The sequence below is a fragment of the Cellulomonas sp. P4_H12 genome (assembly GCF_056400905.1).
In genome coordinates, this window is record NZ_JBFUKJ010000001.1 from 141,298 (window position 1) to 162,033 (window position 20,736).

Consider the following 20,736-nt stretch of genomic DNA (forward strand, 5'->3'; position numbering starts at 1 on the left):
ACGGACGACGTCGTCGACCCTCGCGCCCTCTACCACCTGCGTTTTCGTCCTCCCGCAGCGTCCGGCCTGCGATCAATTCGGACGGTCAGCCATGCCAACGCGGTGAGCGCATTCCACGGACATATTCGCGCTGAATGCGCGTGACGACCACATTTTCGTGGCCGTCGCGCGGTCGCGACCCGACCGTTGACTTCACCCTGTGACTGTTGTTAGCGTCCCTTGTGAACCATTAGTACGCACTCCTTACAAATTCGACGCTCCGACGATGACAGGGGAACCGCACGATGGCCTTCGCTCGACACACCGCACAGTCAGCCTGGGGACGACGACGTCCCGCGCTGATCGCCACCGTCCTGGCCGCGCTCGCGGCCCTCGTCGCCGCGATGGTGGTGACCGAGCCGGCGTTCGCCGCCGGCACCATCTCCGCGACCTTCACGTCCGCCGGCGACTGGGGCACGGGTCACCAGGTCAACGTGACGGTCACCAACTCGGGGACCGCCGCCGTCTCCGGGTGGACGCTCGAGTTCGACCTGCCGACCGGCGACACCGTCACCAGCTCGTGGGACGCGGACATCACGAAGTCCGGCAACCACTACAAGGCCGTGAACAAGAGCTGGGCCGGCAACCTCGCCGCCGGCGCCTCGCAGACGTGGGGCTACATCGCGACCGGCCCGTTCCGGACGCCGACGGCCTGCAGCATCAACGGCGTCGCCTGTACCGGGGGGACCCCGACGAGCACGCCGACGCAGACCCCGACCACCACACCCACGCCGACGCCCACCCCGACGCCGACCACCACGACGCCCCCGCCGCCCGGCGGCAAGAAGGTCGTCGCCTACTTCACCGAGTGGGGCGTGTACGGCCGCAACTACCACGTGAAGAACATCGAGACGAGCGGCTCCGCAGCGAAGCTGAGCACCATCGTCTACGCGTTCGGCAACACCTCCAACGGCGTGTGCTCGATCGGTGACTCGTACGCCGACTACGACAAGGCGTACACCGCCGCGGACTCCGTCGACGGCGTCGCCGACACGTGGGACCAGCCCCTGCGCGGCAACTTCAACCAGCTGAAGAAGCTGAAGGCCATGCACCCGGGCCTCAAGGTCGTCTGGTCGTTCGGCGGCTGGACCTGGTCCGCCGGCTTCACGCAGGCCGCGGCCAACCCCACGGCGTTCGCCACCTCCTGCTACAACCTGGTCAACGACCCGCGCTGGGCCGGGGTCTTCGACGGCATCGACGTCGACTGGGAGTACCCGAACGCCTGCGGCCTGCAGTGCGACTCCAGCGGCCCGCAGGCGTTCAACAACGTCGTGACGGCGCTGCGCACCAAGTTCGGCAGCAGCAAGCTCGTGACGGCGGCCATCACGGCCGACGGCTCGAACGGCGGCAAGATCGACCTGGCCGACTACGCCAGCGGCGCCCAGAAGCTCGACTGGATCATGCCGATGACGTACGACTACTTCGGCGCGTTCAACCCGACCGGCCCGACGGCTCCGCACTCGCCGCTGACGTCCTACGCGGGGATCCCGCAGCAGGGCTTCAACGCCGAGGACGCCGTCAACAAGCTCATCGGCAAGGGGGTCCCGGCGAGCAAGATCCTGCTCGGCGTCGGCTTCTACGGCCGCGGGTGGACCGGCGTCTCGCAGACCGCCCCCGGGGGCTCCGCCACGGGCGCCGCGCCCGGCACCTACGAGGCGGGCATCGAGGACTACAAGGTGCTCAAGACCAGGTGCCCGGCCACCGGGACCGTCGGCGGCACCTCGTACGCCAAGTGCGGCTCCGAGTGGTGGAGCTACGACACCCCGGCCACCCTCACCAGCAAGATGGCGTGGGCCAAGAGCAAGGGCCTGGGCGGCACCTTCGCCTGGGAGCTGTCCGGCGACACCACCAACGGCGAGCTCATGAGCGCGCTGTCCAACGGGCTGAAGTAGGCCCCACCCCGAAGCCCGGCCGCCGGCCCCTCCGCCGGCGGCCGGGCTTTCACCCGTTATGTCACACCTTGGCGGTCGTACCCTGGAAGATCGGACATCGATCCGCGATGCCCGCGCGACGAGGAGGTCGTGCGATGAGGCGAGCATTCTGGTCGATCGTGCTCCTGGTGGGCGCGTTCCTGCTGGTCCCGGCGTCCGGTGCTGCGGCGGCGCCCTACTGCGGCCTCGTCTGGGGCTCGCTCGAGAAGTCGGCGCCGGGGTTGTCGCAGGCGCCGGTGGTGAACGTCCGGACCGGGCGGCACACGTGCTACGACCGTCTGGTCATCGACGTGGCGGGCGACGTCGGCGGCTACACGGTCCGCTACGTGCCCCAGGTGACGGCCGACGGCTCGGGCGCCGTGATCCCGACCCGGGGCGGCGCCGCGATCGAGATCACGGTCAACGACCCGGGTGAGACGTACACCCCGACCAACCCGACGGAGCTGCGGAACGTCACGGGCTACCGCACGTTCCGTCAGGTCGTGTTCGCCGGCTCCTTCGAGGGGTACACCAGCGTGGGGCTCGGGGTGCGGGCGCGCCTGCCGTTCCGGGTGTTCACGCTCGACGGCCCGGGGTCGTCCTCGCGCCTGGTGGTGGACGTCGCGCACCGCTGGTGATCACGCCAGCAGGTCGCGCACGACCGCCGCGGTGGCCTCCGTGGGGATGCCGTGGTTCGCGCCGCCCGGCACGACCACGTGGCGGGCGTGCGGGAGCAGCGCGGCCAGCGCGGCGGCGGACTCCGGCAGGCCCGGCCACGTCTCGGCGCCGGTGATCACCGCGGTCGGCACGGCCACGGCGGCCATGGCCGGGGTCGGCACGCCCAGCGTGGAGGTGATCGTCGCGTCGTAGACGGTGCTCTGCGCGATCGCGACGAGCGACGGCCAGCCCGGCGAGGCGCGGAACTGCGCGACCATCTCTGCGGGGATGCCGACGCCCTCCGTCTGGAACAGGGCGACCGCGTCGTCGGGGCGCCCCTGCGCGAGGAGAGCCCCGAGCCGCTCGGGCAGGCCGACCGGCCGGGCGGGCAGGCCGCCGAGGGCGAACGGCGCCTCGTACAGCGCGAGGTGGGTGATCGGGACGCCCGCGGCCGCCGCGGCGAGCCCGAGGTTGCCCCCAGAGGAGTAGCCGAACACCGCGGCGGTCCCGCCGACGAGGTCGACGAGCGCGGCGAGGTCCTCGATCTCCCGCTCGATCGCGTACGGCGCGGTGTCGCCGCTCGCGCCCCGGGCGCGCCGGTCGTAAGTGAGGACCGTGTGGCCGCCGGCCAGGGCGGCGGCGAGGTCGGCGCAGGTGGTGTGGTCGTTGAAGGCGCCGGTCGCGAAGACGATCGCGGGGCCGTCGCCCGCTCGCTCGTACGCGATCGTGGTGCCGTCGGCGGAGGTCAGGGTGTGCATCGTGCGCTCCCGGGTGCTCGGTGGATGTCACCAGCAGGACGAAGGCGGTCGCCACCGATGGACACGTGGCGCGATGCTGTCCATCGTCGCCCGTCCCGCTCGTCCAGAGAGGAACCGCCCGACAGAGGGAGACGTCATGGAGTACCTGCTGCTCATCAGCGCCGACGAGGAGACCGCCCAGGCCCGCATGCGGGACGGGGGCTTCGGCACGTTCGACGCCTGGATCACGGACCTGGAGCGGCGTGGGGTGCTGCGGGCGCACGTCGGCCTGCACGACAGCGCGACCGCGACGACGGTGCGCCTGCGGGACGGCGAGGTCCTGCTCACCGACGGGCCGTTCGCCGAGGGGCGCGAGCAGGTGGGCGGGCTCGCCGTCGTCGACTGCGCCGACCTCGACGAGGCGATCGCGATCGCCGCGGCCCACCCGGCGGCTGCGATCGGGCAGGTGGAGGTCAGGCCGGTGCGCGTCTCGTGACGGACGACGTCGAGCGAGTCCTGGCGGACACCTTCGCGCGGGACTGGGGGCGCCTCGTCGCCACGCTCATCCGGCTCACCGGTGACTGGGACCTGGCGGAGGAGTGCACGCAGGACGCCTTCGCCGCGGCGCTGCGGACGTGGCGGCGCGACGGCATCCCCGACGTGCCGCGCGCGTGGCTCACCACCACGGCGCGCAACCGCGCGGTCGACCGCATCCGGCGCGAGCGGGTGGGCGCCGACAAGCTCAGGGCGCTGGCGGAGACGGGCGAGCCGCTGGGCCTCGATCTCGACGCCGTGGACAGCGGGATCGCCGACGAACGCCTCCGCCTGCTGTTCACGTGCTGCCACCCCGCGCTCGCGCTCTCGTCGCGGGTCGAGCTGGCGCTGCGGACGCTCTGCGGGCTGACCACGGCCGAGATCGCCCGGCTGTTCGGCGTGCCGGAGCCGACCATGGCGAAGCGGCTGGTCCGCACCAAGCACAAGATCGCCGTCGCCGGCCTGCCGTACCGCGTGCCGTCGAGAGCCCAGCTGCCGTCCCGCACCCCGGCGGTCCTCGCGGTGCTGTACCTGCTGTTCACGGAGGGCTACGCCGCCACGAGCGGCCCGCACCTGGTCCGCGTGGACCTGTGTCACGAGGCCCTCGACCTCGCGCGGCTGGTGACCGAGCTGGCGCCGGACGACCCGGAAGCCGCCGGCCTGCGGGCGCTCCTGCTGCTGCAGCACTCGCGTGCATCGGCCCGCGCCGACGACGACGGCGTCCTCGTCCCGCTCGAGGACCAGGACCGGTCGGCGTGGGACGCGGACGCGATCGCGGAGGGGCTCGCCGAGCTCCGGCGAGCGCTGCGCGCCGAGCGCGTCGGCCCGTACCAGCTGCAGGCGCTGATTGCGGCCTGTCACGCGACCGCGGCGACGGCCGCGGACACCGACTGGCCGCGGATCCTCGGCCTCTACGACGAGCTCGTCGCGGTGCTGCCGTCGCCCGCGGCGCTCGTCAACCGGGCGGTCGCCGTCGGGATGGCGCGCGGCCCCCAGGCCGGGCTCGACGCGCTCGCGGACGTCCCCGACCACCCGCTCGTGCCGGCCGTCCGGGCCGACCTCCTGCGCCGGCTCGGCCGCGCGGACGAGGCCTCCGACGCCTACCGCGAGGCGCTCGCGCGCACCACCAACCAGGCGGAGCGGTCGTTCCTGGAGCGCAGGCTCGGCGCCCTGGCCGCTCTCACCCGCTCTCGGCGCGCCGCCGACGCGGCGCGGGGTTAGCGTGCGGCCATGTCGCGCACGGCGATGCAGCACGTCGAGCTGGACGAGGCAGCGGTCGTCGAGCCAGTCGCCGACGCCGGTCGACGGGGCCGCCGCCGCCGCCGCTGGGGGCTGCCGGTCGCCGGCGGTGCTGCTGCCCTGGTCGCCGCGCTCGTCCTGACCCAGACGGCCCTGGACGCCCGCGAGCGCGCAGCCCAGGAGCGGCTCGCGGCGACTCCGGGCGTCGTGCGGCCGGTCGATGCCGACGTCGGCGTGCTGTGGCGGCCCGACCCGACGGAGCAGGCGGTTCTCCTGCAGGGCGTGGACGCCGGAGGTGCCGTGGTCGGGCTGGCCGTCGCCGACGACGGGTCGCAGGCGTTCGTCGGCATCGACCCGCGCACGGGGGAGCAGCGGTTCTCCACCCCGCTGATCGGACCCGACCAGGCGCGCGCGCGGTCGCTGGACCGCAGCACGGCGGGCACGTGCGTCGCGGTGCCGCCCCCCGAAGGGCCGCCGCTGCAGGCAGCCTGCCTGGTGAGCGACGGCTTCGTGCAGTACGGGGACGAGGGCGTCGAGACCCGCAAGCCCGCGACGGCCACGCGCGTGGTCGTGCTGGACACGGCGGACGGCCACGTCGTCGCGGACACGGACGCGCCCGGCGCGACGGCCCTCGCGGTGCTGCCCGGGCTCGCCGTGGTGAGCGTCCCCGACGCCGGCGTCACGGGCCGCGACCTGCTCACCGGCGCGGTCCGCTGGACGTACGGGCCGCCGGCACCCGGCCCCGACCGGCGCTCCTTCTCGGGTTCCACGCGGCTGTTCGCGGCCGGTGGTGTGGTCGGCGTCGCCGTGCCGGGCTGGACGGCGGCCGTGCTGTCGCCGTCGGGTCGCGTCCTGCGTGCCGGCCAGCCGGGGGACGCGGACTTCGTCGTCGATCCGGTCGGCGGTCGCGTCGCGCTGCTGACCAGCAGCGGGTCCGGTGCGCTGCGGTCGACCCTGGTGCAGCGGGGCCACGGGGACGTGGATCTGCCCGGGGGCATGCTCCCCCTCACGGTCGACGACGGCAGCGTGCCCGGCCTGGTGCTCACGTCCGACGTGTCCCTGCGCGCGTGGGACGCCGACACGGGCGAGCGGCGCTGGAAGACGGACGTCGTCGCCTCCGTCAACGCCCTCGTGCTGGGCGGGCGGGTCTACCTGAGCACGCAGAACGGCGTCGTCGCGCTCGACGGGCGCACGGGCGAGGTCGCCTGGCGCGGCGCGACGACCGAGGGCAACGTGCCCGGCTTCCTGGCGACGGACGGCGAGCACCTGGTGGTGGCCGACCAGCCGGTGGTCGGCGGCCCGCGCAGCGAGCTGGTCGCGCTCGACCTCGACGACGGGCACGCCGTGTGGCGGGTCCCGTTCCCCGGCGGCCTGCGCTCCAGCGTCGCGGTCGGGCACCTGCTGCTCGGCTGGGGCGACGACGGCCGGGTCGTCGTCCTCGGCTGACGGCGTCGGTAGAGTCCCGAGATGACGCGCGGCGGCGGTATGCGGGAGGTCGACCTCCTGGACGGCGCCGCCGACGACGAGCCGCCCGAGCCGTCGGCGCCGCGGGTGCGGCGCTGGCGCCGGTGGGCCGGGGGTGTGGCCGTCGTCGCCGTGCTGGCGCTGGCGGGGACCCAGTGGGTGGTCGACCAGCGGGACGCCGCCGAGGTCGCCCGCCTCTCCCGCGTGCCGGGTGTGCTCCCGCCGCTCGGGGACTCGTTGCACGTGGTGCGCCGCCTGGCCCAGCAGGACGCGACGTCGCTGTGGGGCGGCATCGACACGGGGAAGGCGTCGGCCAGCCTGGTCGTCGCCGCGGACGGGTCGCAGGCCCTGACCGCCGTCGACGAGCGGACGGGGACGACCGTGTGGTCCACGCCGCTGCTCGGGCCGGACGCGGAGCGCGCGAAGCCCGCCAGCGCCGTGTACGGCGGGACCTGCGTGGCGGGCGCACCCGCGGGGGAGGCGGCCGCGTTCGCCGCGTGCCTGGTCACCGACGGGTTCCTGCGCATCACCGAGGAGGGCACGCAGGACGTGGTCGGGCCCACGACCACACGCGTCACGGTCGTCGACACCCGCGACGGGCACGTGCTGGCGGACTGGCCCGCCGAGGACGGCGCGGAGCTCGCCGTGGTCGCGGGTCTGCTGGTCGTCGGCCACCGCGACGCCGAGACCGGGGTCGAGATCGTCGCGCACGATTCCACCACCGGCGCGGAGCGCTGGCGCTACACGGAGCCGTGGGCCGAGGACCCGACGGCGACCGCCGACGCGATGAACGAACACTTCTGGACGTTCTTCACCGCCGGCGACGTCGTGGCGTTCGGCAACGGCGGCACCCTCACGCTCCTGTCGGCGGCGGGGGCCGTGGTCCGCGACGGGCTGCGCGCCGGCGGCCGCGACGGGAGCATCGGCGTCGATCCGGCCACCGGTGAGCTCGCCCTCGCCACCTACGCCAGCACGGGCGACGTGGGCACCACGACCCTCATCTCCGCCGACGGCGACCCCGACCGTGACCGGGTGCTCGACGGCCGGCTGCTGCGGATCAGCGTCGACGACGGCAGTGTGCCTGGCCTGATGCTCACGGCCCTGGGCCAGCTGCACGCGTGGGACCAGGAGACCGGGCGCGAGCGATGGAGCGCGGACGTCCAGCCCGGCGAGGACGCCCTCGTGGTCCGTGGCCGCGTCTATCTCGGCGACGCGACGTCGCTGGTCGCGCTCGACGGACGCACCGGCAGGATCGTGTGGACGACCCCCGCCGCGGTCGGTCCCGGCGCCCTGGCCACCGACGGCCGGCACGTGCTGGTGCCGTCCACCTCGGCGTCCGGCGAGACGGACGGCGGCCGGCTGGTCACCTACGACTTCGAGACCGGCGCCGAGGTGGATCGCATCCCGTACCCGCCGGGTGTCACGGACGTGCAGATGTACCAGGGGCTGCTCCTGGGGTGGTCGAGCGCGACCGAGGAGGTCTCGGTGCTCGAGTAGCGCTTCGCTACGCTCCCCTCGTGGCCGTCGCCGACGTCGGCCGGCGTCGCGGCGACCTCCCTGCTGTGGCCTGGCCGTGGGTGCTCGGGGCCGCGGGCGTGCTGCTCGCGGTCCTCGTCGCCCTGTCCGGGCGCTACGGACCCCACCGCGACGAGCTCTACTTCGTGGCCGCGGGTCGGCGCCTCGCCTGGGGCTACCCCGACCAGCCGCCGTTGACGCCGCTCATCGCGCGCCTGACCGACGTGGTCGCGCCCGGCTCGGTGGTGGTCCTGCACCTGCCGAGCGCGCTCGCGGCCGCCGGAGTGGTCGTGCTCGCGGCGCTCACCGCGCGCGAGCTGGGCGGCAGGGTCGGCGCCCAGCTGCTGACGGTCGTCGCGACCGGGACCGGCGTGGTCGTCGTGACCGTGGGCCACTTCCTGTCGACCACGACGATCGACACCCTGTTCTGGGTCGCGATCGTCTACGTGGTGCTGCGCACCCTGGGCCGGGACGCGCCCCGCGGGTGGCTGGTGGTCGGGCTGCTCGCGGGGGTGGCGCTCCTGGACAAGAACCTGGTGCTGTTCCTGCTCGCGGCGATCGTCGTGGGCATCGCGCTCACGCCCGAGGTCCGGCACCACCTGCGCTCGCCGTGGGCCTGGGCGGGCGCCGGCATCGCGCTGCTGATCTGGCTGCCGAACCTCGTCTGGCAGGCGACGCACGGGTGGCCGCAGCTCACGCTAGCCGCGGACATCCGCGACGAGTACTCCGGGCTCGGGCCGCGGCTGGAGTTCGTCGGGCTGCTGCTGGTGCAGTTCTCCCCGGTCGCCGCCGCACTGTGGGTCTACGGCCTCGTGCGTCTGCTGCGCGTGCCGTCGCTGGTCCGCGCGCGTCCGCTCGGCTGGGCGTTCCTCGTGCTCGTCGTCGTGTTCCTGGTGACGGGCGGCAAGGCGTACTACGTGGTCGGTGCGGTGCCGGTGCTGCTGGCGGCGGGGGCGTGCGGGCTGGAGTCGCGACGGAGCGCGCGGGGGATGGTCAACGCCGGCGTCATCCTCGCCCTGGGCGCGATGGTCGCCTGGCCCACGGCACTGCCGCTGCTGCCGCAGCGCGCGTTCGGCCAGTCGGTGTACGCCGACCTCAACGACGACCAGCTGGAGATGATCGGCTGGCCCGCCCTGGCGGCCACCGTCGGTGAGGCGGTGGACGCGAACGACGCGACGCTGGTGGTCACCGCGAACTACGGCGAGGCCGGTGCGCTCGAGTGGTACGGCTCCGACGTGCCCGTCGCGAGCGGTCACAACGGGTACGCCGACTGGGGTCCGCCGACGGCGGTCGACGGGCCCGTGGTGCTCGTCGGGTACGCGCAGGCGCCGGACTGGGCCGTCGGGTGCCGGCCGGTGGCCGTGATCGACAACGGCGTCGACGTCGACAACGAGGAGCAGGGCCGGCTCGTGCAGGTCTGCGACGGACCGCGCGGCTCGTGGGGCGAGGTCTGGGACGAGGTCACCCACCTGGACGCGTGACTGCTCCGTCCGGGGAGTTGCTCCGACTTCCTGACGTGTGGACCGGTCCTGGCCGTCCTCGGATAGTCGTCTCTTGCGTCGCAGCGCGTAAGTTCTTGCTTTATCCCATCCGCTCTTGTCGTCGCGATTGTCCAGTCCGTACGGTGTGTCCCGTCCATGCGGCGCCGTGGCCCCCTGTCACCCCGGCGCCGTCCCGGCTGCGCAAGGAGGCGCTCCCGTGAGGAACACAGTCGTGCGGTCTGCACCGCACCGATCCATCGCCGTCGTGCTGGCCCTGGCGGTCGTCGTCGGCACCGGCGGCGCGGCCTCGGCCCACGGGCGCACCCCGGCCCCCACGCCGACCCCCGTCACCCGGGCGGCACTCGACCCGTCGCTGGTCGCCGGCCGCGGCGCGTCCGTCGGCTTCCTCGAGCAGGAGGCGGAGAAGGCGGTCACCAACGGCACGGTCGTCGGCCCCGACCGGACCGCGTACACCCTGCCCGCGGAGGCGTCGGGCCGCTCGGCGGTGAAGCTCGCGCCCGGGCAGTACGTGGAGTTCACGCTGCCGAAGGCCGCCAACGCCCTGACCGTCCGCTACTCGATCCCCGACTCCGCGACCGGCGGCGGCCTCACGGCCCCGCTCGACGTCACGGTCGACGGCGCCGGGAAGCGGTCGATGACGCTCACCTCGCAGTACTCGTGGCTGTACAACCAGTACCCGTTCAGCAACGACCCGAACGCGGGCCTGCTGCACCCCGACTGGTGGATCACCGAGTGCGGTTGCGTGCCGGCGGCCACCACGCCTACGCCCACGATCACCACGCCGTTCCGGCCCATGCACTTCTACGACGAGCAGCGCCTGCTGCTCGGTCGTACGTACCCCGCCGGCGCCACGGTCCGGCTCACGGCGCCGGTCGGCACCGCCGCCGCGTGGACGGCGATCGACCTGCTCGACTCCGAGGTGGTGGGCCTGCCGCACGTCCGGCTCAAGGCCGCGAACGCGCTCCTGTTCGGGGCCGACCCGCTCGGGCGTCGCGACTCGGCAGACGCCTTCGACAAGGCCATCGCCTTCGCGCAGAAGAAGGGCCTGCCGGTGTACGTGCCGCCGGGCGTCTACCAGGTCAACCGGCACATCGTCGTCGACGACGTCACGATCGAGGGCGCCGGGTCCTGGTACACGATCATCCGCGGCAAGGAGGTCGCGCTGGCGACGCCTGCGCCGGACGGCTCGGTCCACACGGGCGTCGGCTTCTACGGCAAGGACGCGTCGGTCGGCGGCAGCCACAACGTGCACCTGTCCGGCTTCGCCATCCAGGGCGACGTGCGGGAGCGCATCGACACCGACCAGGTCAACGGCATCGGCGGCGCGCTGAGCGACTCGACGATCGACGGCCTCTACATCCAGCACACCAAGGTCGGCGTGTGGGTGGACGGCCCGATGAACGACCTCGTCGTGAAGAACACCGTGATCGTCGACCAGATCGCCGACGGGCTCAACTTCCACACGGGCGTCACGAACTCGTCGGCGACCAACAACGTCGTGCGGAACACCGGTGACGACGGCCTCGCCATGTGGGCTGAGAAGACCACCAACTCCGGGAACACGTTCGACCACAACACGGTCCAGACGCCCACGCTCGCCAACGGCATCGCGATCTACGGCGGCACCGACAACACGGTCGTCGGCAACCTCGTCGCCGACCCGATCCGCGAGGGTTCCGGCATCCAGGTGGGGTCCCGGTTCGGCGCCGAGCCGTTCACCGGGCACCTCTGGATCACCGACAACACCACGGTCCGCGCGGGCACGTTCGAGCTCAACTGGAACATCGGGCTCGGGGCGATCTGGTTCTTCGCGCTCGAGAAGAACATCGATGCGGACATCCAGGTGGTCGGCGACCACTTCCTCGACAACACCTACAACGCGATCATGGTCGTCGCGGACTGGCCGGTGAAGGACCTGTACTCGGTGACGAACGTCCACTTCAAGGACGTCCGCGTCGACGGCACCGGCACCTCGGTGCTCAGCGCGCGGGCCGCCGGGTCCGCCACCTTCGAGAACGTGGACGCGCGCAACGTCGGTGCCGTCGGCATCAACAACTGCGGGTCGTTCCACTTCACCCCGGCCGGCTCCGAGTGGTCGTCGGTGGACCTCGGTGGCAACGACGGCGGCGGCACCACGGGCCCGTGGTTCGCGCCGTGGGAGCTGCCCAACACGATCACCTGCGACGACCGGCCGCCGGTGGTCGTGCCGCCGGCACCGTCCACCTGGTAGCAGGACCACCGCCGGGGGTGCGGTGAGGGAAGGGCGGCGTGCCGGTGGGGTACCGGTGCGTCGCCCTTCCCGTCCGTCCTGCTGACGCCGGCTCAGCCGGGCTCGACCACCGCCCACCCGTGCGGCGCCACGGACCCCGGGTCGCCCCGGGTCGCGTCGTCGCAGGCGACGAGGGTCCCGCCGGGCATCGCGAGCGGTGCGTCGTCCAGGTTGAGCGCCACCAGGAGGGCGTCGTCCCCGTCGCGGGCCTCGTAGACGAACGTCGTGTTGGTCAGCGTGACCTGGGTCGTGCGCGCGCGATGGAGCCACGCGTGCCGACGGCGCAGGCCGATGAGGTCCTGGTGCAGCCGCAGGACGGGGTTCTCGACGAGGCCCGGCCCGTCGGCCGCGAGCTCGGGCCGCACGGCGTCGTCGCCTCCCTCGCGCTCCTCCTTGACGCCCGTGAAGCCCAGCTCGTCGCCCGCGTAGATGGCGGGCGTGCCGCCCACCGTGCACAGCACCACGACGGCGTGGGCCCGGTGCCGCGCGTCCTCGACCATGCTGGCGAGCCGCGTGACGTCGTGGTTGCCGACGAACGTCAACGGCACGAACGACTCCAGGAACTCGTCGTGCCGGGTCAGCGACCACGCCAGCTCCCACAGGTTGGCGTCGTTGAGGGAGCTCCACACCGCCTTCCAGAGCTCGTACTGCGTCACCGAGTCGACCGTCGAGTCCGCCACGAACGCCGGGTAGTCGCCGTGGATCACCTCCGCGACGAACCACGCGTCCGGGTGCTTGCCGCGCACGCGGGGGAGCGCCTGGGCCCAGAACGTCGTCGGCACCGCGTAGGCGGCGTCGAGCCGCCACCCGTCGGCGCCGCGGCCCAGCCAGTGCGTCATCACGCGCACCACGTAGTCGACGACCTGCGGGTGCGCGTGGTCCAGCGTGACGAGGGCGTCGTGACCCTCGAAGCCGACGAACCCTCCGTCGGCGTCCCGCAGCAGCCACACCTCGTCGTCCGAGCGGCCCTCGAGGGCGTCCACCGACCGCCGCGCGATCGCCGAGTCCCGGCCGACGTGGTTGAACACCCCGTCGAGCAGCACCCGCAGCCCGCGCCGGTGCGCCTGGGCGACGAGCTCGTCGAAGTCGCTGTCGTCGCCGAGCCGCGGGTCGATGCGCAGGTGGTCGACGGTGTCGTACCCGTGCGTGGTCGACGCGAAGATCGGCCCGAGCACGATGCCAGACGCGCCGAGCGCGACCACGTGGTCGAGCCACGCGACCAGGCGCCGGAGGCGGTGCTCGTCCGGCCCCGGCGGCCCACCCGGTGCCGGGAACGCGCCGACCGCGCCGAGCGGGTAGACGTGCCACCAGATCGCGTGCCGAACCCACTCCGGCTCTGTGCCGCTCATGCTCCGACCCTAGGCGCCATGGCTCGCGCCGGCGCCCTCCGCCGGCGTCCGACCGGTGAGACGGCGTCGTCTGGGCCTTGCCGCGCGCCACCGCCGTTCGCACACTCCGGTGGCCCCACCTGCGACCCGAGACAGGCTGACATGACCTCCTTCCACTGGTTCCTGCCCACCAACGGCGACGGCCGGCACGTCGCGAACGTGGTCGCAGCCGCGGGCGTCGCCAAGCGCGTGCTGACCCGACCCGCGTCGCTCGCCTACCTCGGGCAGATCGCGCGCGCAGCCGAGCAGTCGGGGTTCGACGCCGTGCTCACCCCGACCGGGGCGGCCTGCGAGGACGCCTGGATCACGACCGCGGCGCTGCTGCCGCTCACCGAGCGCCTGCGGTTCCTCGTGGCGTTCCGGCCCGGGTTCCTCCTGCCGACCCTCGCCGCGCAGCAGGCAGCGACCTTCCAGCGGCTCTCCGGCGGGCGGCTCGCCGTCAACATCGTCACCGGCGGCGACCCGGCCGAGCAGCTCGCGTACGGCGACACCCTCAGCCACGACGAGCGGTACTCCCGGACCGGCGAGTTCCTGTCGGTCTTCCGCGGACTGTGGGGGCCGTCGCCGCTCGAGCACCACGGCGCCCACTACGACGTGGTGGGCGGTGGCTTCCCGTCGCTCGAGGCGCCGCGACCGGCCGTGTACTTCGGCGGCGCGTCCCCGGCCGCCGAGGCCGTCGCCGCCCGGTACGCCGACGTCTACCTGGCCTGGGGAGAGCCCGTGCCCGCCCTGGTCGAACGCCTGACGCGCGTGCGAGCCGCCGCCGCCCTGCTCGGCCGCACACCTCGATTCGGTGTCCGGCTGCACGTGATCGCCCGGGACACCGCCGACGAGGCGTGGGCCGAGGCCGACCGCCTGCTCGCCGGCATGGACCCCGACGCGCGCGCAGCCGCCCAGGCCCGGTTCGGCACGATGGAGTCCGTCGGTCAGGCGCGCATGACTGCGCTCACCCGCGGGCTCGGGCTGGAGGCCCGCGAGCAGCAGGTCGGCCCGAACCTCTGGGCCGGCATCGGACTGCTGCGCGAGGGTGCCGGCACCGCCCTGGTCGGCAGCCACGACGAGATCGCCGACAGGCTCCACGAGCTCGCCGACGTCGGCTTCGACGAGTTCATCCTCTCGGGCTGGCCGCACGTCGAGGAGGCCTACCGCGTCGGCGAGGAGGTCCTCCCGAGGTTCGCCGCCCGCGTCCCCGCGCTCACCCCGAGCCTGGTCGACGGGTAGTTTCGGGCCACGCCCCAGCCTCCAGGAGGACCGATGACCGTCACCCGGTCGATCGTGCTGTTCATCGCCGCCGCGCTCCTCGAGATCGGCGGCGCATGGCTCATCTGGCAGGGCGTCCGCGAGAATCGTGGCTGGGCATGGATCGGCGCCGGCGTCGTCGCGCTGGGGTTGTACGGCTTCGTCGCCACCCTCCAGCCCGACGCGCACTTCGGTCGCATCCTCGCCGCGTATGGCGGCGTCTTCGTCGTAGGGTCGCTGGCCTGGGGCATGGTCGCCGACGACTTCAAGCCCGACCGCTGGGACGTCACTGGCGCGCTCGTGTGTCTGCTCGGGGTCGCGCTGATCATGTACGGCCCGCGCCCCGCCGACGCCTGAGCGCCGACGCCTGAGCGCTGGCGCCCCGCCGATCCCGTCGCTCGGTCAGGTCTCTCCCGGTCACGTCTCTGCCGGTGGCCCGAGGCGCGGGTGCCTCCGACGCAGCACGGGCGGAGCCGCCCACCACCACGACTCGACCAGGTGAGCCCGCAACGTCTCGCCGTCCACGGCGTCGAGCGAGATCAGCACGAGGTTGGTGCCGGCGTGATGATCGGTCGTCGAGTACAGCGCGGGATCCTGCTCCACCAGCGCGAGCCGCTCCCCGTCGTCCTCGACCCGGACCGTGAGCCGGTCGTCGTCCCACATCCGCGCGACGAGGTTGCGGTGGAACCACGCCGGCCGACCCCAGCTCTGCCGCTCCGACACCTCGGGCAGCTCGAGCGCCGACCGCCGCGCGTCGTTCTCGTCCATCTGCCCATCCTCGTGGCTGTCGCGGACATCGTTCGGCAGGACTTTCACGGCCGCCGCTCGGCTGTGACCGCCGGCATGACCGACTTCGGACGTCCGTGGTGGGGAACGGTCGAACCCGAGGTCGGGACGCGGGGGGATACCGATCGCGCGCCGGGCCGGGCCTGGCCTGAGTCCGTCGGTCGCTAGAAGGGTGGGTCGCCGAGGTCGGGCCGTGGTGGTGTGGCTGGCCGGTGTTTGTAGGCGGAGGGGTCGACGTAGATGGGGACGGGGTGGCGGGCGTAGGTCAATCCGTGTCGGTCGGTCCAGGTGGACACCCCGGTGGTGCGGTTGTAGGTGACGTTCCACCAGCCGTCGGTCTTGGCTTGGTGGTGGTGCTTGCACAACGCGTGCAGGTTCGCCTCGCACGTCTGCGGGTCATGCCCGCCGGGTGGTCTGTGCTGGTCGTAGGGGATGCGGTGGTCGATCTCGCACCGGGTGGCGGGTTGCCGGCAGCCGGGGAAGGTGCAGGTCACGTCGCGGGCTTGGATGGTGCGGGTCAGGTCCGCTCCGGGCCGGTAGGTGTCGGTGCCCACCGAGCAGACCTGTCCGGTGGGGTCGGTCAGGACGCGCCGCCAGGTGCCGTCCTGGGCCAGCTCGCGGGCCAGCTGGGCGGGGATCGGCCCATAAGAGCCCAGGAACCCGGGGGCGTCATCCAGCCCGAGCAGGGTGGAGGCGGCCACGTTCACCTGCAGGGCGACCCGCTGCCCGTGCTTGGTGGGTAGCGGGGTGCCGTCCGGGGTGGACTGCCGGTCCAGGATGCCCAGGAACACGTCGCTGAACGCGTCCGCGCGCCGCTGATCGATGGTGCGCTCGTCCCCGTCCACGGCACTGGTGCCGGCCAGGGCGTCGATCGCGGTGTACGCGGCGGTCGCTTCGGCGGCGGGCAGGTAGGCGATCAGCCGTGCCATCGCGTCGGGGGCCAGGTCCAGGAACACCGAGCGGCGTTCGCGTTCGGCGACTCGTCGCTTCTCGGCGAGGTCGGGGTTGAGTGCGATCAGGGTGGCGCGCACGTGCCGGGTCAGCTGCGGCACCGTCATCTCGCGCGACTTGGCGACCGCGTCGTCGATCACCGCGTCGCGCTCACCCGCGTCGATCCCGGTGCCGGCCTTGCTGATTTCCTCGAGGATGACGTCGATCTTGCGCGCCTCGATCGCCCCGACCCTCCAGGCGTCGCCCAGGGTGGGGTGCTGGTCGGTGCCCCAGGCACGCAGGAACAGGTTCTGCCCCGCCTGCCGCGTGCACACCAACGCACACCCCAGCTCATCCGGGACGTGCCGCAACGCATCCGGGGTCCGTGCGCCGAGCTCGCGCACGAACGTGGCCTGCACCGACTGCAGCATGTTGATCGCCTGCTGCGATGCCGCCACCGCGTTGACCAGCGCCGCACCCGAAACATCCGCGACCGGCACTGCCGTCAGCATCCCCACCAACGAAGCCACATCGACGTCGGGCAGTGGGAACTCCTCGACCCAACCGAGATCAACCACCCGCACGGCCGGGCCGGGCACCGGTGCCGCGTTCGGGCGCGAACCGTGACCCGAGTCCGCCCACACCAACGCCGGCGATGGCACCGGTGAATCGATAGGTGCGGCAGTAGCAAAGGACTCGGCGGCTACTGGGCCAGACGGTGCACCAGCCGCAGGAGAAGGCCAACCAAAGGTGGAGGCGAAGACAGCGGCCGGGAAGCGGCCAGGGGCACGATTCGAGCCAGAGACTGGAGTCGCAACTGGTGCCGAAACGTCACCGGCGACCGGTTCGAAGGCGACGAGGCGAGGCGCGTCCGCAGCCCGGGCATGGACCGCGCGATCCTCCAGAACCGCCGTCACCGTCGCCACCTCCTTCATCCGTCCCAAGAGCCCAACCGCCGGGACCCGCTATCGAACAAGTGTACGAGCGACCACTGACAAGCGCCGCTGACCACGACGGACGGGCCGGTGTTCCAGGGACGGAGGCCCGCCAGAGCGCTGACGAGTCGCCAGGACCGACGGCGTTCCTGCCCGACAACGGCGACCGGTCGTGCGCGATGCGCACGGGGCGAGCGCGGCCAGAGCCCGGGCGGGTACGGGAAGCGGCCGGCGAGTGGGTGCCGCCCGACCCGTGAAGCTCTTCACACCGACGACGTTCTCAGGCGGACGACGGCGACGCCCCGTACTGCGCCACGAGCTCCGCGCCGAGCAACGCGAGCTCGGCGCGGACGGACGCCGGCTCCAGCACCTCGACCGCTGCACCGAGCCCGGCCAGGTGCTCCGCGACCGATCGCGCGGTGTGCGAGGCGACCTGCACCCGCGCGCGCTCGTCGTCGTCGGCACCGAGCACGGTGAGGTGTCGACCGAACCGGCAACGCAGGACGGACACGAGGAACTGCGGGGCGAGGACGGTGGCGGACACGCGGGAGCGGCGCTCCTCGATGTCGTCGACGACGGAGGACCAGATGCCTGCGACGTCGAGATCGTCGGGGCGGGTCGCGGGCGAGTCCAGCACGGTGAGGGCGACGACCCGGTCGAGGCGAAAGGTCCGGCGCCCGGCGGACGTGCCGGCCACGAGGTACCAGGCGGCGTCCTTGTCGACGAGCGCCCACGGGTCCACGGTCCGCGTCGAGACGCCGCGCGACCGCCCGTCGTAGGTCACCTGCGCCTGCCGCCGGCGGACCACGGCACCCTGCAGGGCGTCCACCCACGGCGGCGGTTCACGGGAAGAGGCACCCCATCCGACGGGATCGACGACGACGGCACGGCCGGCGGCCTCGGCGTCGGCCCGGAAGGTGGCCGGCAGCGCGCGCACGAGCTTGCGGAGCGCGGACGCCGCCTCGGCGGACCGGCCGGCGGCGGGTCCGACCAGCAGGAACAGCGCCTGCGCCTCGGACGACGTCAGCCCGGTGAGGTCGGTCCGCGCCCCGCCGACGAGCGACCACCCACCTCCGCGGCCGGGCTGCGGGTAGACCGGGATGCCGGCGGTGGACAGCGCCGACAGGTCGCGCCGGGCGGTCGCGACCGAGACCTCGAGCTCCGCTGCCACCTCCGCGGCCGTGACGCGCCCGCGCGCCTGCATCAGCAGGAGCGTGGCCACCAACCGGTCTGCGCGCACAGCGAAACACTCGCAGGAAAAGTGCTCAGAAGGTGATCACTTCACAGCGAAGAGTGGAGACATGACCACCACAGAGAGCACCTTCCGCGGCCTGGCCAACGTCTCGATCTTCGCCGACGACCTCGCCGCCGCCCGCACCTGGTACACGGACCTGCTCGGCCTGGAGCCGTACTTCGTCCGCGACGGCTACGTCGAGTTCCGCCTCGGCGACCACCACGACGAGCTCGGCATCGTCGACCGCCGCTTCGCCCCCGCATCCGGCGGTCCGGCGGGCGCGATCGTCTACTGGCACGTCGACGACCTCGAGGGCACCTGGAAGCGCCTCCTCGCCCTGGGCGCCACGGAGCAGGACGGTCCCCGCGAGCGCGGCAGCGGCTTCGTCACCGCGTCCGCGATCGACCCGTTCGGCAACGTCGTCGGCATCATGACCAACCCGAACTGGCTGGAGCGGGCCTCAGCGCAGGGCTGACCGAGCCGCCATGTAGTGCGCGCGCTGCGCCGGCGACAACCGCTCCAGCGAGTACCGCAAGGCCGTCCGGGGCAAGGTCGCGGCGTGCTCGTCGAGAAAGGCGAGCAGCCGCGCCTCGTCCTTCTTGCCGGCCTCCCGCAGCAGCCACCCGACCGCCTTGTGCATGAGGTCGTGCGGGTCGCCCTCGAGCAGGGCGGCCAGCGCGAACGTGTGGTCCAGCGACCCGGCGCGCACCAGGGCCAGGGTCGCGACGATGGAGATCCGCCGCTCCCACAGCGACTCCGACCCGGCGAGGCGGTAGAGCACCGCCGCCGACGTCCCGGCCAGCACCGCGCGCCCCACGACGTCGGGCGCGCTGGCGTCGACCAGGTCCCAGTTGTTCACGCGGTCGGTCCGGCGCAGGTACAGGTCGAGCAGCCCGCGACGACGGTCCGCCGACGACCGCCGCGACGCGCACTCGAGCGCCATCACCTTGAGCGCCAGCAGGCGCACCTCGTGTCGCTCGTCGTCGAGCCACTCCTCCAACGCGTCGACGGGCAGCCCGAGGGCCCTCCGGGCCACCGACACCACCTGCGGCACGGTCACCCCGAGGAACACGTCACCCTCGCCGTACTCGCCGGCGCCGGTCTTGAAGAACCGCGCCATCCCGGCGGCCCGCTCGGGGTCCGCGAGCGCGACGAGCCGGTCGACCGGAGAGGCGACCAGGGTCCCGACGACGACGGTGCCGCCCGACTCCTCGTCGCTCACCACCCGCGCCGCCAGACCCGCGGCCTCGAACGCGTCGCACGCCGCCGGCACCTGAGCCTCGCTGGTCTCGACCAGCAGATGTCCCCCGGGCGCCAGCCACCTCGGCGCGACCGACGCGACCCGCCGCAGCACGTCGAGCCCGTCGGCACCCCCGTCGAGCGTGACCCGCGGCTCGTGCAGCCTCGCCTCGGGCGGCATGGTGGCGATCGCGTCGGTCGGCACGTACGGCACGTTCGCCACCAGCAGGTCGACGCGCCCGCGCAGCTCGGACGGCAGCGGCGCGTCAAGGTCCCCGAGGAACACCTGCCCACCCACCGGCTCCACGTTCCGGCGCGCGCACCGCACCGCGGCGGGCTCGACGTCGGCCGCGTACAGCGACGCGCTGGGCAGCGCGGACGCGAGCGCGACACCGAGGGCGCCCGAGCCGCAGCAGAGGTCGACGAGCACGACCGGCCGCGCGGGTGCGATCCGCAGAGCCTCGTGCACCAGGAGCTCGGTGCGACGCCGCGGCACGAACACGCCGGGGTCGATCTCGATGCGCAGCCCGCAGAACGAGGCCCAGCCGACGACGACCTCCAGCGGCTCGCCCGCGACGCGGCGGGCGACCATCGAGTCGAGATCGCCCGCGGCGTCGAGAAGGATCGTCGCCTCGTCCTCGGCGAACACGCACCCGGCGGCCCGGAGCGTCGCCGTGAGCTCGGCGTGGGTCGGGGTCACGCCGGAACGCTACCCGCGGTCAGCGCGGCGTGATGCGCAGGATCACCCGGTTGTCGTCACCCTTGCGGCCCAGCTTCTCGAGGCCCATCATCACGCGGTACTCCAGGCCGTACTTCTCGACCATCACCGCGTTGCACCGCTCGCGCGCCGCGTCGTCGTCGAGGATCTCGCCGAGACCGGCCACCGACGGGGTGTCGTCGTCGACCTTGCCGAACCTGCTGCTCGGCACCATCTCCACCCGGGCGTCGCGGCGCAGCCGCTTCACCTTGCCGCTGCCGCGCGGCGTGGTGACCAGCAGGGCGTCGCCGTCCCGCCCCACCCACACGGTCGTCGGCACCCCCTCCCCGGACTTGCGGAACGTGGTCAGCGAGATGAACCCCTCGTCGGCGAGGGCGTCGAATGTCGTCATGCGCGATGGT

The 20,736-nt window shown here is 73.3% G+C and carries 18 protein-coding genes; 11 read left to right on the top strand and 7 right to left on the bottom strand.

From position 1 onward, the window contains the following. The first annotated feature begins 284 nt into the window (after positions 1 to 284). Positions 285 to 1,931: a glycosyl hydrolase family 18 protein gene (locus tag AC1DQC_RS00725; protein ID WP_477049311.1), complete on the top strand. Its 1,647-nt coding sequence runs from the start codon at positions 285 to 287 to the stop codon at positions 1,929 to 1,931. A 134-nt stretch (positions 1,932 to 2,065) separates the two neighbouring features. Continuing rightward, the gene (locus AC1DQC_RS00730) at positions 2,066 to 2,587 is read left to right on the top strand and encodes an AMIN-like domain-containing (lipo)protein (RefSeq protein ID WP_477049312.1); all 522 of its coding nucleotides are present in this window, start codon (positions 2,066 to 2,068) and stop codon (positions 2,585 to 2,587) included. Here the strand turns inward: AC1DQC_RS00730 and AC1DQC_RS00735 are convergent, their stop codons facing one another. Further along, a complete protein-coding gene (locus AC1DQC_RS00735) occupies positions 2,588 to 3,364 on the bottom strand; it encodes an alpha/beta fold hydrolase (RefSeq protein ID WP_477049313.1) in 777 nt (258 codons plus the stop codon). It abuts the gene before it with no gap. A gap of 136 nt (positions 3,365 to 3,500) precedes the next feature. Here AC1DQC_RS00735 and AC1DQC_RS00740 point away from each other — a divergent pair, with 136 nt between their 5' ends. From AC1DQC_RS00740 to AC1DQC_RS00765, 6 genes are all read left to right on the top strand, one after another. Then, entirely contained in the window at positions 3,501 to 3,839 is a 339-nt protein-coding gene (locus AC1DQC_RS00740; protein WP_477049314.1) for a YciI family protein, read from the top strand. Further along, on the top strand, positions 3,836 to 5,098 hold the full coding sequence (locus tag AC1DQC_RS00745) for an RNA polymerase sigma factor (RefSeq protein WP_477049315.1): 1,263 nt from the start codon (positions 3,836 to 3,838) through the stop codon (positions 5,096 to 5,098). The genes AC1DQC_RS00740 and AC1DQC_RS00745 overlap by 4 nt, the downstream gene beginning before the upstream one ends. Before the next feature lie 9 nt (positions 5,099 to 5,107). Beyond that, positions 5,108 to 6,562: an outer membrane protein assembly factor BamB family protein gene (locus tag AC1DQC_RS00750; protein ID WP_477049316.1), complete on the top strand. Its 1,455-nt coding sequence runs from the start codon at positions 5,108 to 5,110 to the stop codon at positions 6,560 to 6,562. Between the two features lie 21 nt (positions 6,563 to 6,583). Further along, positions 6,584 to 8,077 carry an outer membrane protein assembly factor BamB family protein gene (locus AC1DQC_RS00755; protein WP_477049317.1) on the top strand — a complete coding sequence of 498 codons (1,494 nt, stop codon included), beginning with the start codon at positions 6,584 to 6,586 and terminating at the stop codon, positions 8,075 to 8,077. 20 nt (positions 8,078 to 8,097) lie between these two features. After that, the gene (locus AC1DQC_RS00760; protein WP_477049318.1) at positions 8,098 to 9,576 is read left to right on the top strand and encodes a glycosyltransferase family 39 protein; all 1,479 of its coding nucleotides are present in this window, start codon (positions 8,098 to 8,100) and stop codon (positions 9,574 to 9,576) included. Between the two features lie 217 nt (positions 9,577 to 9,793). Continuing rightward, positions 9,794 to 11,827: a glycosyl hydrolase family 28-related protein gene (locus tag AC1DQC_RS00765; protein ID WP_477049319.1), complete on the top strand. Its 2,034-nt coding sequence runs from the start codon at positions 9,794 to 9,796 to the stop codon at positions 11,825 to 11,827. Positions 11,828 to 11,919: 92 nt separating this feature from the next. Here the strand turns inward: AC1DQC_RS00765 and AC1DQC_RS00770 are convergent, their stop codons facing one another. Beyond that, the gene (locus AC1DQC_RS00770; protein WP_477049320.1) at positions 11,920 to 13,215 is read right to left on the bottom strand and encodes an alpha-amylase family protein; all 1,296 of its coding nucleotides are present in this window, start codon (positions 13,213 to 13,215) and stop codon (positions 11,920 to 11,922) included. A 141-nt stretch (positions 13,216 to 13,356) separates the two neighbouring features. Here AC1DQC_RS00770 and AC1DQC_RS00775 point away from each other — a divergent pair, with 141 nt between their 5' ends. Both AC1DQC_RS00775 and AC1DQC_RS00780 read left to right on the top strand, forming a co-directional pair. Continuing rightward, the gene (locus AC1DQC_RS00775; protein ID WP_477049321.1) at positions 13,357 to 14,475 is read left to right on the top strand and encodes an LLM class flavin-dependent oxidoreductase; all 1,119 of its coding nucleotides are present in this window, start codon (positions 13,357 to 13,359) and stop codon (positions 14,473 to 14,475) included. Between the two features lie 33 nt (positions 14,476 to 14,508). Further along, a complete protein-coding gene (locus AC1DQC_RS00780) occupies positions 14,509 to 14,850 on the top strand; it encodes a YnfA family protein (RefSeq protein WP_477049322.1) in 342 nt (113 codons plus the stop codon). Between the two features lie 60 nt (positions 14,851 to 14,910). Here AC1DQC_RS00780 and AC1DQC_RS00785 read toward each other — a convergent pair whose 3' ends face one another. The 3 genes from AC1DQC_RS00785 to AC1DQC_RS00795 form a co-directional block, all read right to left on the bottom strand. Then, positions 14,911 to 15,261: an MmcQ/YjbR family DNA-binding protein gene (locus AC1DQC_RS00785; protein ID WP_477049323.1), complete on the bottom strand. Its 351-nt coding sequence runs from the start codon at positions 15,259 to 15,261 to the stop codon at positions 14,911 to 14,913. A gap of 182 nt (positions 15,262 to 15,443) precedes the next feature. Continuing rightward, a complete protein-coding gene (locus AC1DQC_RS00790; RefSeq protein ID WP_477049324.1) occupies positions 15,444 to 17,126 on the bottom strand; it encodes an HNH endonuclease signature motif containing protein in 1,683 nt (560 codons plus the stop codon). 298 nt (positions 17,127 to 17,424) lie between these two features. Further along, positions 17,425 to 18,384 carry a helix-turn-helix transcriptional regulator gene (locus AC1DQC_RS00795; RefSeq protein WP_477049325.1) on the bottom strand — a complete coding sequence of 320 codons (960 nt, stop codon included), beginning with the start codon at positions 18,382 to 18,384 and terminating at the stop codon, positions 17,425 to 17,427. Positions 18,385 to 18,445: 61 nt separating this feature from the next. On the opposite strand from AC1DQC_RS00795, the gene AC1DQC_RS00800 reads away from it, so the two are divergent. Then, on the top strand, positions 18,446 to 18,853 hold the full coding sequence (locus AC1DQC_RS00800) for a VOC family protein (RefSeq protein ID WP_477049326.1): 408 nt from the start codon (positions 18,446 to 18,448) through the stop codon (positions 18,851 to 18,853). On the opposite strand, the gene AC1DQC_RS00805 is transcribed toward AC1DQC_RS00800, so the two are convergent. Together AC1DQC_RS00805 and AC1DQC_RS00810 are read right to left on the bottom strand one after the other, a co-directional pair. Beyond that, positions 18,839 to 20,317: a putative protein N(5)-glutamine methyltransferase gene (locus tag AC1DQC_RS00805; RefSeq protein WP_477049327.1), complete on the bottom strand. Its 1,479-nt coding sequence runs from the start codon at positions 20,315 to 20,317 to the stop codon at positions 18,839 to 18,841. The two genes, AC1DQC_RS00800 and AC1DQC_RS00805, sit on opposite strands and share 15 nt — an antisense overlap. A 19-nt stretch (positions 20,318 to 20,336) precedes the next feature. After that, the gene (locus AC1DQC_RS00810) at positions 20,337 to 20,726 is read right to left on the bottom strand and encodes a PPOX class F420-dependent oxidoreductase (protein ID WP_477049328.1); all 390 of its coding nucleotides are present in this window, start codon (positions 20,724 to 20,726) and stop codon (positions 20,337 to 20,339) included. Between the last annotated feature and the right edge of the window lie 10 nt (positions 20,727 to 20,736).

Excerpts from the sequence above, each read along its gene's own strand:
- AC1DQC_RS00725 (WP_477049311.1), top strand. The coding sequence starts at position 285 with ATGGCCTTCGCTCGACACACCGCACAGTCAGCCTGGGGACGACGACGT.
- AC1DQC_RS00730 (WP_477049312.1), top strand. The coding sequence starts at position 2,066 with ATGAGGCGAGCATTCTGGTCGATCGTGCTCCTGGTGGGCGCGTTCCTG.
- AC1DQC_RS00735 (WP_477049313.1), bottom strand. The coding sequence starts at position 3,364 with ATGCACACCCTGACCTCCGCCGACGGCACCACGATCGCGTACGAGCGA.
- AC1DQC_RS00740 (WP_477049314.1), top strand. The coding sequence starts at position 3,501 with ATGGAGTACCTGCTGCTCATCAGCGCCGACGAGGAGACCGCCCAGGCC.
- AC1DQC_RS00750 (WP_477049316.1), top strand. The coding sequence starts at position 5,108 with ATGTCGCGCACGGCGATGCAGCACGTCGAGCTGGACGAGGCAGCGGTC.
- AC1DQC_RS00755 (WP_477049317.1), top strand. The coding sequence starts at position 6,584 with ATGACGCGCGGCGGCGGTATGCGGGAGGTCGACCTCCTGGACGGCGCC.
- AC1DQC_RS00770 (WP_477049320.1), bottom strand. The coding sequence starts at position 13,215 with ATGAGCGGCACAGAGCCGGAGTGGGTTCGGCACGCGATCTGGTGGCAC.
- AC1DQC_RS00775 (WP_477049321.1), top strand. The coding sequence starts at position 13,357 with ATGACCTCCTTCCACTGGTTCCTGCCCACCAACGGCGACGGCCGGCAC.
- AC1DQC_RS00780 (WP_477049322.1), top strand. The coding sequence starts at position 14,509 with ATGACCGTCACCCGGTCGATCGTGCTGTTCATCGCCGCCGCGCTCCTC.
- AC1DQC_RS00785 (WP_477049323.1), bottom strand. The coding sequence starts at position 15,261 with ATGGACGAGAACGACGCGCGGCGGTCGGCGCTCGAGCTGCCCGAGGTG.
- AC1DQC_RS00800 (WP_477049326.1), top strand. The coding sequence starts at position 18,446 with ATGACCACCACAGAGAGCACCTTCCGCGGCCTGGCCAACGTCTCGATC.
- AC1DQC_RS00810 (WP_477049328.1), bottom strand. The coding sequence starts at position 20,726 with ATGACGACATTCGACGCCCTCGCCGACGAGGGGTTCATCTCGCTGACC.